This window comes from Ruegeria lacuscaerulensis, from assembly GCF_013034685.1.
Classification (GTDB): Bacteria; Pseudomonadota; Alphaproteobacteria; order Rhodobacterales; family Rhodobacteraceae; genus Ruegeria; species Ruegeria lacuscaerulensis_B.
Genome location: NZ_WQGO01000004.1, coordinates 19,449 through 33,418 on the forward strand (window position 1 = coordinate 19,449; position 13,970 = coordinate 33,418).

Below are 13,970 nucleotides of genomic sequence, written 5' to 3' on the forward strand. Positions count from 1 at the left end.
GAGGTGTCAATCCAGTGTGTTTTTGTAGATGACGCCGTCCTTCATGATTAGGCGGATCGTCTCGGGGCTTTCGGGCCTCGGGTCGGCACCGAACCACTGATCGCCCGTACCAACGACCGAGAAATCTTCGAGCGGATTACCGTCGATCAGCAGGATATCCGCATAGGCACCTTCTTCGATCACACCCAGTTTCCCGGCGGTATACGGGTTCATGAAGTCACCTGACAAAGCGACCACCTCGCCACCTGTCGATGTCAGCGTGACCATGGATGTGTAGGGCCCGAAAAACTCGTTGTTCAGGTGTTTTTCATAGGCAATCTGGATATTGCAGGCCTCGACGGAACCAACGCAGTCGGTCTGGAACCCTCGCTTCACCGGACATTCCTTCATATTGTCGATGTAGCCTGCAAACGTGGCCGAGGCCGACTTTGCTTTAGCAAGGCTCGACGGGACGTTTGCCACTGCAGGAATATCGAGCAAACCGGGATCGAAGGCCGTCAGGTTAGTGGTAATGTATGCCCCTTTTTCGTTCATGACTTGGGCGATTTCACAGTCAAACGAGAAGCCGTGTTCGATGGACATGACACCTGCGTCAAGCGCACTGAGGATCGCTTCCTTACGATAGGAATGCGCCATGACATAGCTGCCATACTCATTTGCCACTTGCACGGCGGCCCTGATCTCCTCGGGCGATCCAGCCAACAATTGCCATGGGTCGAAGGCCGAAACGACACCCCCGGATTGCATGAACTTCAACTGAGTCGCACCCATGCGGAAGTTGTTGCGCGCGAACCTGTAAACGTCGTCCACTCCGCTCACCTCCTGCGCCAAGTTCAGACGGCTCATGTTTGTCTCTGAACCCGGAGGAGCGGTGAAATTCGCAAAGTCAGCATGACCGCCGCGCGTTCCGATAAATGCACCGGACGGAAAGTAACGCGGTCCGTCAATTTGGCCTGCGTCAATTGCGCGGCGTAACCCGCCATTGGCCCCACCCGCGTCCCTGACTGTGGTGAAGCCCTGCATCAAATACATCTCGGCCATCCGCGCACCGTGTATGGCAAAGTCTTCCCACGTTGTGTTGGCCTCCATCGCGGGCAAGGTCGGCCCCATCAGCATCAGATGCGCGTGCAGTTCGATAAACCCGGGGGTCAGTGTCCGTCCCTCTCCGTCAATGACCGTGGCATTGGGGGCATCGATCGCATCAGTTGAGACGGCCTTGATAAGGTTGCCCTCAACCAGAACGCTCGCATTTTCGATACGCTGTTCATTGACGCCGTCGAAGACATGCACGTTGGTGAAAAGCGTTTGGGGTTCTTCCTGATCCTGAGCGTGCGCGGACGCAGAAAAAGAAAGACCGGCAGCGGCGATTACCGCCGAAAAAAGCGACATTCGTAGACCGGACATAGGTACTCCCTTCATATTCTTATTTTACCAACTGTAGTCCGGAAAACTTTACCGCGGTTGCCAGTTTCGAATTATAATGTTCGAATGTGATGGTAAAAATGGCCACTGGACAGCGCATTCAATCCTAAAAATGGTGAAGAGATTGCCTTTCAACACCACCTCTCAAGAGCATAGCGAGGGCTTTATTCGCCTCTCTTTGGCTGCCCCGTTTTTGCAGTATCTCATCGACCGCGAGATCGATCCGCAACCAGCTTTGGATCAGGTCGGGTTGAAGGCAGAACTGTTGTCTGACCCATCCGTGTTCGTTCATTCAGAGTTGGTCTACGGGTTGGTTAATACCTTCTCAGAAGTTTCAAGGGATCGGTATCTTGGTCTGAATGTTGGGGAGACGTTTGACCTGCAAGCATGGCCACCTTTCGCCCAGGCCTTGCAATCGACAAAGACATTATTCGAGTTTTTTACCCGATTTGTCCGGCTTGTGCCGCAGGAATCCAATTCTGTGCGGCACAGCCTTGTCATTGAAGCGGACAAAGCGACCTATCGTATCGAAAGGCAGCAAGAACCGACTGTTCCACCCGTTCAGGTCACCGGCTTTGGAGCCGCAATCTATGTGCGCCTATTGCAGACCGTCGTCGGCGATTCCTGGGATTCTTCGCGCGTGCGATGGGAAAGCAGATACATCAATGGTCTACCTATCGACTATAAGGGGATCGAGGTTGGCTTGGGAACCTATCCCGGAATGCAAATTAGCTTTCCTGTGGAATGGTTGTTTTTGCACCATGTCTCTGAGTGTTCTGGCAAACCCGTAGCCGCACCGCGACAAGATGAAGAAGTAACCGTGGTGGCAGCTTTGCGATCTGTTTTACGTGACAAGCTAGATGAAATCGATTTGGGACCAAATGTAGTGGCTGGGTTGCTGGGGATACAGCCGGAACGGTTTCTGAAGGCCCTTCAGCAACAAGGCACAACGCTACCCCGCGAAATCAAGCGGCTGCGTGTCGATGTGGCAAAGGAGCACCTAAAAGAAGACCAGATGACAATTGCAGAGATCGGTCTGATGCTCGGCTATTCTGACAAGTCCCATTTCACCCGCTTTTTTCGAGGTCAAACCGGAATGACACCGACCAAGTTCCGCCTTGGTGCATAATTGCTGGACTGCTTTTCCACTTCTTTACAAGTGGGGACCAACAAGTATTCGCAGCACATTTTTTGAAGCCCCTATCTTAGGATCGCAGGGGAACAATTTCCCCATAGCCCCTACGGCAGCTCTTACAGTGCTACGCTTCCGCTTCAGCAAACCTCTGATTAAGTTCGATCGGCAGCAATTCTGATTGAAGCAAGTTGTCATGCGCTATTGAACCGTTGGGAAAACGGTGCGACCCCCAAGCCACTAACAACGCAAGGCTTCTCTCCAAGATAGCACTGGTCGCGGCAGAGGAAAACAGCACCTTATTGCACGTGCGGTTTGAGTTAAAACGCTTCGTTGGCTCCGAGTTTGCCGGAAGGCCGTGTCTTTCATCACCCACCATCCCCTCAATCCAGGCCTGCGGTGATGCGACCTTGTTGCAACCGATTGCAAAATGGGTGCAACGGGGCGTAGTATTTGCCCATGAAAATGTCGAATACCACCTTACTTGCTCACTGGCCCCGTTCATGAGTGTCACACTAAAAGACGTTGCCGCACTTGCTGGGGTTTCGCGGTCCGCCGTGTCGCGCACCTTTACCGAAGGCGCGTCGGTTTCTGCCAAAACCCGCAGCAAAGTCGAAAAGGCTGCAGCCGAGCTGGGCTACAGCCCGAACGCGCTGGCCTCCAGCCTGACCACCGGGAGGACCAAACTGATCGGGCTGATCTCGAACAACTTCCACAACCCGATCTTCCTGGAGGTGTTTGATCAATTTACCCGCGCCCTGCAAGAACGCGGCTTGCGCCCGTTGATCGTGAACCTGACGGATGAGACCGAGCCCGCAAACTCGGTCAGAATGCTGCGGCAATATTCGGTGGATGCCGTCATTGTGGCCTCATCCACCCTGCCGCCCAGCTTTGCAAAGGCGTTTCATGATGCGGGCGTTCCGGTGGTGCACACATTCGGACGGTCGGCCACCTCGCCCGAGGTTCATGTGGTCGGGATCGACAACGTCGAATGCGGGCGGATGGCGGCGCGGGAATTGCTGGCGCGGGGATATCGGCACGTCGGCTATCTGGGTGGTCCCAAGGATGCTACATCGGCAATGGATCGCTATCACGGGTTCATGGAAGAGGTTGAAAAACACCCAAACCTGAAAGTCTCACATTCTTTCGCGACCGGATATTCGTTCGAGGCTGGCCGCGCCGAAATGCTGCGCCTGCTGGCCGGCACCCCGGCCGAAGGGTATTTCTGCGGCGACGACATCCTGTCGATCGGTGCGCTGTCGGCCCTGTCCGACCACGGCCTGCAACCCGGCAAAGATATTGGTATTATTGGTCTGAATGATATGGAGATGTCGCGCTGGGAAAGCGTCGATCTGACGACGATTCACCAGCCGATCAAGCAGATCATCACCGCATCCGTCGATCTGGTCGAAGAGATGCTGAAAGACCCCGAGCGTTACCCCGAGGCCCGTATCTTTCCCTGCCGGGTGATCGAGCGGGGCACGTTACGGCCCCGCCCCTGATCAGCGAAACATTGGCGGGCGCGCGTCGGTCCAGGCACCATGATTTTTGGACGACGCGACCGCCGCGTGAACGGCGGCAATCGACCGCACGCCGTCGGCGGGGGTTGGCAGCCCGTCTCGGACCTCTCCTTGAATGGCATCGGCCAGATCGCAGTAGATATTGGCCACCGCCAGCGGGAATCCTTCGGGGTGAGCAATCGCTACGCGCGACAGGCGCTGCGCGTCGTCATGCAACCCGCCTTCGCCTTTTTCGATGATCTGCGTGCGCCCTCCGACCGGGGTATAGACCAACTGATTGGGCTGCTCGGACGCCCAGCGCAGACCTCCGGTTTCACCAAAGACCTGAATATCAAACCCATGCTGCCGCCCGATAGCCACAGATGACGTCCACAGCCGACCAACCGCGCCGCCCTCGGTGCGGAAGTTGATCATGGCGTCATCCTCCAGCTCACGGCTGACGATGGTCGAGGCCATGTCGGCAGACAGGGTTTTTACCTCATCGTCGCTGATGAAGCTTGCCATGTGCAGTGCGTGGATGCCGCAATCGGCGAACTGCCCGGATACGCCCGCCATCGCTGGATCATAGCGCCAGCGCACACGAGGGTTATCCGCGTCGGTCGCGTCACCGTGGTGGCCATGGCTGAAATTTGTCACTACCAGACGCACCTTGCCAATATCGCCCGCCCGCACCATCGCACGCGCCTGCCGCACCATCGGATAGGCGGAATAGCAATAGTTCACCGCGCAGATTTTGCCCGATGCTTTGGCCACACGCACGATCTCCTCGCCCTCTTCCACGGTCATGGTCATCGGCTTCTCGCATAAAACGTGGAAACCGGCCTCGAGAAAGGCTTTGGCGATCTCGAAATGTGTGGCGTTCGGGGTGGCAATCGTCACCAGATCAATGCGGTCGGGGCGGTCTTTTTCACCAGCCAGCATCTCTTGCCAATCGCCATAGGCACGGTCCCGCGCCACGCCCAGACGCTGCGCATATTCCCGCCCGACTTCTGGGCGATGGTCCAACGCGCCTGCGGCGAATTCAAACATCCCGTCGGCCAGCGCACCCAACCGGTGGGCGGGCCCGATCTGACTGCCCTCGCCGCCACCAATCATGCCCCATTTCAGCTTTGCCATGATCTTAGTCTCTCTGTTATCTTGTCGTTTGTTCGGTCAGAATTGACTGACGTCCTGCCATTTCCGCTGGTCCGAAGACGCAAGCACCGCCGCCAGAACACGGTTCACCTCATGCCCGTCGCGGAAGGTCGGCCAGATGTTTTCACCCGTGTCGATGGCGTGCAGAAAATCCTTCGCCTCGATAATGATCTGGTCCTGATAGCCAGTTCCATGACCCGGTCCCTGACAGAAGGGTTCATAATCCGGGTGCGCGGGTCCGGTCAGGATCTTGGTGAAACCCCGCGACGCCTCGGGGCCTTCCCGGCGATACAGCCACAGGGCATTCTGATCCTCTTGATCAAAGCGGATCGCGCCTTTGGTTCCCGTGATCTCATAAGCATAACCCATCTTTCGTCCCGTCGCGACGCGGCTGAAATAGAGGTTCCCCATGACGCCGTTTTCGAACCGGCACATCATCTGGGCATGGTCGTCATTCGTAACCTCTCCGCCCGGCCTGTGCCGGTGGACGGTTTCTACATCGGCCATCACCTGTGCAATAGGCCCGATCAGGGCCATCGCACCGTTGACCATGTGTGGGGCTAGATCACCGATCGTGCCGTTTGCCATGCCCGTCGTGCGCCAGGTCGCTGGGGCTTGGGGGTCGGCGTAGAAATCCTCGGTATGTTCCCCCCGAAACCAGGTGATGTCCCCGATCTCTCCATCCGCGATCAACTGCCGTGCATATTGGCTGGCAGGTGTTCGGATATAGTTGAAGCCAACCATGTTGATGGCACCCGCTGCTTCGGCGGCCGCCACCATTGCGTGGCTGTCCTCCAAAGAAGCCCCCAAGGGTTTTTCGCACAGCACCGGCTTGCCCAGCGCAAAGGCCGCCTCGGCGATCTGACGATGCGTAGACTGGGGCGAAGCGATCACGACCGCCTCGACCTTTGGGTCGTTGACCAATAACTGCCAGTCATCCGTCGCACGCGCGAACCCATAGGCTGCGCGATAGCGTTCCGCGCTGGCAGGGGTCGAGGCGCAGTTCATCTCAAGACGCGGGCGTAAGGCTGTGTTGAACACGGCGCCAACAGCGGTCATCGCAACCGAATGGGCCTTGCCCATATAGCCGCCACCGACGATTCCAATTCCGATTTCAGGCATTTGCAGCGGCTCCGAACAATATATTTGCAACCGGTTGCAAAATCAGTATCGTGAGAATCGACTTAACGCAAGGACCAACGATCCCTGCACGCCCCTTTTCGCCGGAGGACAAGACGTGAGCGCTTTGATGGATGGGATCAAAGGAAACCGATTTGCCGTTTTCGGACGCGCAGGCATGGATATGTTTGCCGACCCCATCGGCACCAAAAGCGAACATGCCGAAACCTTTCGCGCCGATCTGGGCGGCTCGTCCGCCAATATCTGCGCCGGGTTGGTCAAGCTTGGAAGCCAGGCGTCGCTGATCACTTCGGTCTCGGATGACGCGGTGGGGCGGTTCTGCCTGAACCGGCTTGCGCACTATGGGGTGGATACCTCGTTCATTCGCGTGATTGGCGGTGAATATCGGATTTCGCTGGCGGTCTATGAAAGCTGTGTTGAGAATTTCCAGAACGTCATCTACCGCAACGGCGCGGTCGATTTCCAAGTTACCGAAGAGGATATGGACCGGGTGGACTATGGCCGATTTACCGCCGCGATTTCGGCCGGAACAGTCTTTGCCGCCGAACCCTCGCGCAGCGCGACGTTCCGCGCGTTCGACAATGCGCGCGCCGCTGGGCTGCCGATCATCTTTGACATTGACTACCGACCTTATAGCTGGCCCTCACCCGAAGTGGCCGCCGACGTGCTGTCCCGCGCGGGCGAAGCCAGTGATCTGATCGTGGGCAACGACGAAGAGTTCGGATTCATGGCCGGCGGTATCGAGAAAGGCTTTGCCAAAGCTCAGGAATTGGCCCGCAAGCCGGGGCGCGTCGTCATCTATAAAATGGGTGAAAGGGGCGCGATCACGCTGGCGGATGGGCAGGAATACAAAACCGGCATCTATGCGGTCGACGCCATCAAACCCGTGGGCGCAGGCGACAGTTTCATGGCCGGTTTGCTGGCCTCGATCGCGGCGGGCCATTCGTTGCGCGACGCGGTGATGCGGGGCTCGGCCTGCGCATCGGTCGTGGTCTCGCAACCCGGCTGTGCGCCCGCCATGCCCACCACGGCTCAACTGGACGCCTTTCTTGCGTCCCATCCCGGTCCAACGACCTAGGAGGTCCCATGCATATCGCCCCTTTTGACAACCAGAACAAACCCATCGTGGATGCCGATGATCCGACGGTACCGTTGAACTATTTCAACATCGTCAAACTTAAGAAAGGCGAGGCGTTCGAATATCAGGTGCCCGGCTATGAGACCTGCATCGTGCCCGCCACCGGTAGTGTCGATATCGAAGTCGAGGGTGTGCAATTCACGGCGCTGGGAAACCGGGGCGAGGATGTCTGGGACGGCGAGCCCGAAGGGGCCTATGTGCCGGTAGGCGCCAAGGCGCAGATGGTCTGCGTGTCGGAGAGTGCCGAGGTCTTTGTGGCCGGTGCCAAATATGACAAGGTGCTGGACCCGTTCGATGTGCGCGAGCATGACCTTGTGCAATATGGCAGCGACGACACCAAAACCCATCGCAAAATCAAGCACATCCTCGGTCAGAAACAGCGCGACAAAGTGGGCCGTCTGTTGGTGAGCGAGCTGTTCACCGTCGGTCAGGGCGGCTGGTCCGGTTTCCCCAGTCACAAGCACGACACCAACCGCCTGCCGGATGAGACGCGGCATGATGAGACCTATAATTTCCGTTTCAAACCCAACTGGGGCTCGGGCCTGCAGATGTTGCAGCGCGAGGATAACGAACCGGGGGATGCGTACCACATCGTCGACGGCTCGACCGTTTGCATCGACACAGGCTATCACCCCTGCTGCGTCTTGCCGGGGTATGAGATGTACTACTTCACTATCCTTGGCGGCCTGACGCAGCGGTCACTGGTGCAGTATTTCCAGCCCACACATGCCTATCAGATTGAAACGATACCGGGCATCAAAGACATGATCGCCAAATTCAAATGACCCTCGTTACACTGAAAGAAGTCCTGCAACCCGCCTATGAACAGGGCTATGCTGTAGCCGGGCTGGTAACGCTGGGATGGGAGGACATGCGCGCCTATGTAGCCGCTGCTGACGCTGAAAATGCCCCGGTTATCCTGCAAGCGGGCCCAAGCTGTCGCGAGCACACGCCCCTGCCTGTGTTGGGCAAGATGTTCCGGCATCTGGCGGAAAATGCCTCAGTCCCGGTCGTGGCGCATCTGGATCACGGCTACACATATGAGGATTGCAAGATCGCGCTGGACAGTGGTTTCACCTCGTTGATGTTCGACGGGTCCCGCAAGCCATTGCAGCAGAATATTGACGAGACCGCTGCCATCGCCGAAATGGCCCATGCCGCAGGGATTTCCTGCGAGGGTGAGATTGGCTTTGTCGGCTATTCCGGGGGTGAGGGGTCAAACGGAACCGACCCTGCCGAGGCCGCACAATTCGCCCGGCAAAGCGGTGTCGACGCGATGGCAATCTCGGTCGGCAATGTGCATCTGCAACAAGACAAAGAGGGCGGGCTGGATGAGGCCCGTATCGCCGAGATTGACGCGATGACCGAGGTGCCGCTGGTGATCCATGGTGGTTCGGGCGTGCCGGTCGAGCAACGCGCGCGTCTGGCCCGCGAGACGTCGATCTGCAAGTTCAACATCGGAACCGAGCTGCGCATGGCCTTTGGCGCCGCCATGCGAGAAGCCGTGAACCGTGACCCGGAGCGGTTCGACCGCGTGACCATCCTGAAAGAGACCCATGACCCGGTCGAGGCCGCCGCTCGTACCGTCATTCGGGCCTTTGGTGCACCGCCTCAGCGTTAAGCTCAGGCGTCGCGTTCCATGATCCATTCGACCTCAGGGGCCGGCACAAAGCGCCATTTGCGCAAGGGCCCGGCCATGACGTTCAGATAATACATCTCGAACCCATAGGGGGCGCCACAGGGGTGGTGGCCGCGCGGGACACAGACCACGTCGCCATCTGAAACGGCCATGGTTTCATCCAATTGGCCGTCATCCGTGTAGACTCGCTGAATGCCAAACCCGTTGGCGGGGTTCAGGCGGTGATAATAGGTTTCTTCCAGATAGGTGATGCGGGGATAGTCATCCTCGTCATGGCGATGGCTTGGATAAGATGACCAGTTGCCGTTTGGGGTAAAAACCTCGGTCACAAGCAGGCTGTCGGCGTAGTCTTCCGCCTCCATCGCGATGTTGTTGATATGGCGCGTGTTGGTGCCCTTGCCCCGTTCAGTCAAAGTAATGCCGTCCGGCCCGATACGACGCGCTTGATGTCCGCCTTGACCGGGGGCGGAACACACGGCCAGAACGCAATCAGTTTCCGCAACCGCCTGCCAATCGGTCCCGTTGGGCAAATAAAGGCAATGCGGAGGAGTCTTTTCGAACACATCCATCCGGTCGCCCAGCACGCCCCAATCCTGCCCCGCCCCGGTGATCTGCGCCTTACCTTCGACCATGACCAGGATGACCTCGCGATCACCGGTCACCTCGGAAGCTGTGTCGCCCGCGCGCAGATGGTAGAGGCCAAACCCGACATAGCGCCATCCGGCATTGGCCGGGGTGATGTCATGCACCTTTCCACGCGTGCCGAAGGGTTTTTTCAAAAGGTCCGCCATCTCGTGTTCTCCGTGTTGGGCGGGCATGTTCGCCCGCCCGATATTGTCTTATGCCGCCTGTCGGGTTTCCAGCGCTGCAAGCGCTTGTGCCAGCTGTTCTTCTGTCCACCCTTCGGATACCGCGCCGCGCAGGATATCGGCTTGGCTGGCCGGGGCGTTCCCGCCAACCGGTGGGTCCGTATCCAGATTGGTTGGAAACGGATACCCCTCGGCAGTGGCCGCGATGGCCGCGTCCAGCTCTGGCCCCGACAGATCGCCACGCTGCTTCAGCGCCACCAGCGCCGGGAACGCCCTCAGCGACATGGCGCGCCGGTCGATGGCCTCCATCGCGCGCCCGAAGGCTGAAGAGACCTGAAGCAGGTTTGCCATCCTGTTGATATCCGCGCTGCGGTTCTCGCCCGCCGCATGAAACAGCGCCGGGTTGAAGAAAACGGCATCGCCCTTGTCCAGCGGCAGCTGGATGTAGTTTGCTTCGAAATGGTCGCGGTGGGCTGTGTCGTGAAACGCCAGATAGCCCGGCGCATAGAGCTGCGAAAACGGCAACAGCTTGGTCGGTCCGCTTTGGACCGGCATATCGCAATGAGCGACCGCGCCCTGCAAGGTCAGAGTCGCCGTCACCAAATGCGCATGGGCCGGATACCGCGCGGCGCTTTCGGCGCTTTGAAACCCCAGATGATAGTCCCGATGCGCTTGCTGTGCCTTGCCGCCGGGGCGGACCTGATTGACCTGTGCAGTCATCTGATAGTTCGGACCCAGCCAGGCCTCACACGCGGCCGCAATCGAGGTGTTGCCGAAGTACAGCGCAAAGCCCTCGGGATCCTTCATGCATTGCTTTTGCAGCGCATTCCACACCCGGTCATTGGCACCCGAGGCCGCAAAGTGATCGCCTTCGCCTGCCCCACCTTCGCGCTCTTCGTCGATGATCTGTTGAAACACCTCCGTCGCCCTGTCTATCACGGTGGTATCCGCATAAGCACCTTTCAGCGCGATCACCCCGGCCGAGCTGTTCAACACCTGCCCCCATTCCGCAAGCAGAACTTGACGCCGCGCGCCATCCTCTAGCGCAGGCCGCAGGGCACTCATGTCATAAACGGGTACGTTCTTTTCAATGCCCGCCGCATGCGGCACCGCTGACGCCTGTAGGGCCTGGGAGGTCAACACCTTGAATTCATCCAGATCACAGGATTCCCGGTCAAAATATCCGACATATCCAAGCTCTTGGCTTACCATGATTTTCTCCTTTCTCATGGCTTCGGTGTTGCCCTTCGGGCGGTGAGTTATGCAGTGATCGTCAACCCAGCCTCCCCACAGACTTCGACAATGTGCTCGTAACCCTTCTTCGAATACTCGTAGGGTGGCGCTTTGGCGGGGTCCTGTTCGGCCTCAACCACGATCCAGCCGCTGTAACCCATCATCTTCAGCGCGTTTGCGACGGCCTGAAAGTCGATGCAACCATCGCCCGGCACGGTGAAGGCACCGGCGATAACGGCATCCAGAAAGCTGCGATTGTTCTCGCGCGTATCCTGCACAACCTGCGGGCGGATATCCTTGAAATGGACATGTTGTACCCGGTCACCCCAGCGGTTCAGAGTGGCAATCACATCGCCGCCCCCAAACAGCAGGTGGCCGGTGTCAAAGCACAGCTTCACCTCGGGGCCAGAGCCCTCCATCAGCCAGTTCACGTCGTCTTCGCTTTCGATGATCGTGCCCATGTGATGGTGATAGGCCATGGGCATACCCTGATCGGCCACCCACTTGGCCAATTCGGTGATCTTGGCGGCGTAGGCCAGAACTTCATCCTTCGACAATTTCGGGCGGTCGTTCACCGGGGTTCCGATCTGACCCTGAACGGTGTTCGAACATTCGGCGTATACGATACAGGGGCTGTTCAGCGCCACGAATTGTTCGACCTGTTCGCGCACGGCCTCGCGTTCGATGGCAAAATCATTCACCAGCGACGCGCCCGAACACCAACCACCGCAAAGCGCAATATCGTTCGCCTCAAGATAGGCGCGCAACCCTTCGGTATCGCCAGGCATCCGCTGGCCGCGCTCGACGCCTGTATAGCCGATGTCACGCGACTCCTTCAGCGCCTGCTCCATGGTATAGGCAGCCGTCAGATCCGGCAGATCATCATTCTGCCACGCGATCGGAGAGATTCCGATTTTCACGCTCATTTGGTGTTTCTTTCCTTGATCGCCAACTCGTAAGCCGCGCGTTTTTCGTTCACTTCAGGGCGGATGCTGACCTCGGGCACCGCCACTTCCCACCAGGTGCCACCATATTCGGTCGAGGGGTAGGGATCGGTGTCGATGACAACCACATAAGGCCCCTTGATATCGGCGCGTTTGGCAAGCGCGTCCTCGAGCTCGGCAATCGAGCCGACCTTGACCGAGGTCGCACCCATCGCCGCCGCATGGGCGGCAAAGTCGATATTAGACGGGTTCTCATGCACAGCATGGTCCAGCAGGTTGTTAAATTCGGCCCCACCGGTGCCCATCTGCAGGCGGTTGATGCAGCCAAAGCCCCGGTTGTCGGTGATCACCACGGTGAAGGACACGCCCATCATCGCGGCCGAGGCCATCTCGGAATTGGCCATCATATAGGTGCCGTCGCCGGTAAAGCAGATCACGTCGCGCTCGGGCTCGGCCATCTTGATGCCCATGGCGCCCGCGATCTCATACCCCATGCAGCTAAAGCCGTATTCCATGTGGTAGGCACCGGGACGCGGGGCTTTCCAAAGCTTGTGCAACTCGCCCGGCATGGTGCCAGCCGCGCACATCACCACCGTATCGTTATGCGAGGCGCGCTGGACCGCGCCCACAACCTGCATATCCGTCGGCAGCGCGTTCCCGTCGCCAGGCGCGTCCGTGAGCTTATCGACCTTGCCGTACCAATCGGCCTTGAGCCTGTCCGAGACCGGATCGGCGCGATAGCCTTGCAGGGCAGTGCCCAACTCCTCCAACCCCACGCGGGCGTCAGATTGCAACGGGATCGCGCCGTGTTTTTCAGCGTCATAGGCGTTGGTGTTCAGGCACACCATCTCGCGATCCGGGTTCGAGAACAGGCCCCATGATCCGGTGGTGAAATCCTGCAACCGCGTCCCTACTGCCAAAACCAGATCAGCTTCAGCGCAGACCTCATTGGCCGGTTCGCCCCCGGTCACGCCAACGGGGCCCAGGTTCAACGGATGGTCCCAGGCCAACGCGGACTTGCCCGCCTGCGTTTCGGTGACGGGAATGTTGTGCATTTCAGCAAAGCTTTGCAACGCTTCTGTGGCATCCGAATAGTGCACGCCGCCCCCGGCAATGATCACCGGCCGTTTGGCCGCCTTGAGCGCCGCCGCCGCGCGGGCCAGCTCACCTTCATCCGGGCGGATGCGGCGCTGATACCAGACGCGGGGCTCAAAGAAGCTTTCGGGATAGTCATAAGCTTCGGCCTGCACGTCCTGACAGAAGGACAACGTGACCGGCCCGCAATCGGCGGGGTCCGTCATGGTGCGGAACGCCCGCGGCAGAGCGGTCAGCAGGTGTTCAGGCCGAGTGATCCGGTCGAAGTAACGGCTGACCGGGCGGAAGCAGTCATTGGCACTGACCGTACCGTCGCTGAAATTCTCGGGCTGTTGCAGAACCGGATCGGGCCCGCGCGTCGCAAACACGTCACCGGGCAACAGCAGGACTGGCAGGCGGTTCACATAGGCAAGCGCCGCCGCCGTCACCATATTCGTGGCTCCCGGCCCGATCGAGGACGTCACCGCCATCGTCTGCGTCCGCCGCTTTTGCTTGGCATAGGCAATCGCACAATGGGCCATGGTCTGCTCGTTATGGCCACGATAGGTGGGCAGGCTGTCTTTCACGGCGTGCAACGCCTCACCCAGCCCGGCCACATTGCCATGGCCAAAAATGGCCCAGACGCCTGCGATAAACGGCTCACCGGCCTCGTTCATCTGCGCGCTAAGATAGCGGACCAGAGCCTGCGCCGCGGTCAGTCGGATTGTCTTGCTCATTCGTGTTTCCTTTCAACACAAGGCCCATATGGGCGATCCGTTGAACTT

At 58.8% G+C, this 13,970-nt stretch carries 12 protein-coding genes; 5 read left to right on the top strand and 7 right to left on the bottom strand.

What is annotated here, in order from left to right; translation table 11 throughout:
* Window positions 1–6: 6 nt before the first annotated feature.
* On the bottom strand, window positions 7–1,404 hold the full coding sequence (locus GOV80_RS11155; RefSeq protein ID WP_170784736.1) for an amidohydrolase family protein: 1,398 nt from the start codon (window positions 1,402–1,404) through the stop codon (window positions 7–9).
* A 142-nt stretch (window positions 1,405–1,546) separates the two neighbouring features.
* Here GOV80_RS11155 and GOV80_RS11160 point away from each other — a divergent pair, with 142 nt between their 5' ends.
* Together GOV80_RS11160 and GOV80_RS11165 are read left to right on the top strand one after the other, a co-directional pair.
* Window positions 1,547–2,551, top strand: a complete 1,005-nt coding sequence (locus tag GOV80_RS11160) for an AraC family transcriptional regulator (protein WP_170784739.1) — start codon at window positions 1,547–1,549, stop codon at window positions 2,549–2,551.
* 506 nt (window positions 2,552–3,057) lie between these two features.
* Window positions 3,058–4,056 (top strand): LacI family DNA-binding transcriptional regulator, encoded by a 999-nt coding sequence (locus GOV80_RS11165; protein ID WP_170784741.1) that lies wholly within the window; start codon window positions 3,058–3,060, stop codon window positions 4,054–4,056.
* Here GOV80_RS11165 and GOV80_RS11170 read toward each other — a convergent pair whose 3' ends face one another.
* Both GOV80_RS11170 and GOV80_RS11175 read right to left on the bottom strand, forming a co-directional pair.
* Entirely contained in the window at window positions 4,057–5,190 is a 1,134-nt protein-coding gene (locus GOV80_RS11170) for a Gfo/Idh/MocA family protein (RefSeq protein WP_170784743.1), read from the bottom strand.
* 36 nt (window positions 5,191–5,226) lie between these two features.
* Window positions 5,227–6,330 carry a Gfo/Idh/MocA family protein gene (locus tag GOV80_RS11175; protein ID WP_170784745.1) on the bottom strand — a complete coding sequence of 368 codons (1,104 nt, stop codon included), beginning with the start codon at window positions 6,328–6,330 and terminating at the stop codon, window positions 5,227–5,229.
* A gap of 127 nt (window positions 6,331–6,457) precedes the next feature.
* Here GOV80_RS11175 and GOV80_RS11180 point away from each other — a divergent pair, with 127 nt between their 5' ends.
* From GOV80_RS11180 to GOV80_RS11190, 3 genes are read left to right on the top strand one after another with little or no spacing between them, the layout of a single operon-like run.
* A complete protein-coding gene (locus GOV80_RS11180; RefSeq protein WP_170785466.1) occupies window positions 6,458–7,426 on the top strand; it encodes a PfkB family carbohydrate kinase in 969 nt (322 codons plus the stop codon).
* Between the two features lie 8 nt (window positions 7,427–7,434).
* Window positions 7,435–8,271, top strand: coding sequence for a 5-deoxy-glucuronate isomerase (locus GOV80_RS11185; protein WP_170784747.1), 837 nt, complete (start codon window positions 7,435–7,437; stop codon window positions 8,269–8,271).
* A complete protein-coding gene (locus tag GOV80_RS11190; RefSeq protein ID WP_170784749.1) occupies window positions 8,268–9,107 on the top strand; it encodes a class II fructose-bisphosphate aldolase in 840 nt (279 codons plus the stop codon). The genes GOV80_RS11185 and GOV80_RS11190 overlap by 4 nt, the downstream gene beginning before the upstream one ends.
* Window positions 9,108–9,109: 2 nt before the next feature.
* On the opposite strand, the gene iolB is transcribed toward GOV80_RS11190, so the two are convergent.
* The 4 genes from iolB to iolD are packed head-to-tail and all read right to left on the bottom strand — an operon-like array spanning window position 9,110 to window position 13,922.
* Window positions 9,110–9,916, bottom strand: a complete 807-nt coding sequence (iolB, locus tag GOV80_RS11195; protein WP_170772357.1) for a 5-deoxy-glucuronate isomerase — start codon at window positions 9,914–9,916, stop codon at window positions 9,110–9,112.
* Window positions 9,917–9,964: 48 nt separating this feature from the next.
* Window positions 9,965–11,146: a phytanoyl-CoA dioxygenase family protein gene (locus tag GOV80_RS11200; protein ID WP_170784751.1), complete on the bottom strand. Its 1,182-nt coding sequence runs from the start codon at window positions 11,144–11,146 to the stop codon at window positions 9,965–9,967.
* 47 nt (window positions 11,147–11,193) lie between these two features.
* Window positions 11,194–12,093 (bottom strand): myo-inosose-2 dehydratase, encoded by a 900-nt coding sequence (iolE, locus tag GOV80_RS11205; protein ID WP_170784753.1) that lies wholly within the window; start codon window positions 12,091–12,093, stop codon window positions 11,194–11,196.
* Window positions 12,090–13,922, bottom strand: coding sequence for a 3D-(3,5/4)-trihydroxycyclohexane-1,2-dione acylhydrolase (decyclizing) (gene iolD / locus GOV80_RS11210; RefSeq protein WP_170784755.1), 1,833 nt, complete (start codon window positions 13,920–13,922; stop codon window positions 12,090–12,092). Before iolD ends, iolE begins: the two co-directional genes overlap by 4 nt.
* Between the last annotated feature and the right edge of the window lie 48 nt (window positions 13,923–13,970).

Bases quoted from the DNA above. Each gene is read 5' to 3' on its own strand.
- iolB (WP_170772357.1), bottom strand. From the start codon at position 9,916: ATGGCGGACCTTTTGAAAAAACCCTTCGGCACGCGTGGAAAGGTGCAT.
- iolE (WP_170784753.1), bottom strand. From the start codon at position 12,093: ATGAGCGTGAAAATCGGAATCTCTCCGATCGCGTGGCAGAATGATGAT.
- GOV80_RS11180 (WP_170785466.1), top strand. From the start codon at position 6,458: ATGGATGGGATCAAAGGAAACCGATTTGCCGTTTTCGGACGCGCAGGC.
- GOV80_RS11200 (WP_170784751.1), bottom strand. From the start codon at position 11,146: ATGGTAAGCCAAGAGCTTGGATATGTCGGATATTTTGACCGGGAATCC.
- iolD (WP_170784755.1), bottom strand. From the start codon at position 13,922: ATGAGCAAGACAATCCGACTGACCGCGGCGCAGGCTCTGGTCCGCTAT.
- GOV80_RS11155 (WP_170784736.1), bottom strand. From the start codon at position 1,404: ATGTCCGGTCTACGAATGTCGCTTTTTTCGGCGGTAATCGCCGCTGCC.
- GOV80_RS11170 (WP_170784743.1), bottom strand. From the start codon at position 5,190: ATGGCAAAGCTGAAATGGGGCATGATTGGTGGCGGCGAGGGCAGTCAG.
- GOV80_RS11185 (WP_170784747.1), top strand. From the start codon at position 7,435: ATGCATATCGCCCCTTTTGACAACCAGAACAAACCCATCGTGGATGCC.
- GOV80_RS11190 (WP_170784749.1), top strand. From the start codon at position 8,268: ATGACCCTCGTTACACTGAAAGAAGTCCTGCAACCCGCCTATGAACAG.
- GOV80_RS11165 (WP_170784741.1), top strand. From the start codon at position 3,058: ATGAGTGTCACACTAAAAGACGTTGCCGCACTTGCTGGGGTTTCGCGG.
- GOV80_RS11175 (WP_170784745.1), bottom strand. From the start codon at position 6,330: ATGCCTGAAATCGGAATTGGAATCGTCGGTGGCGGCTATATGGGCAAG.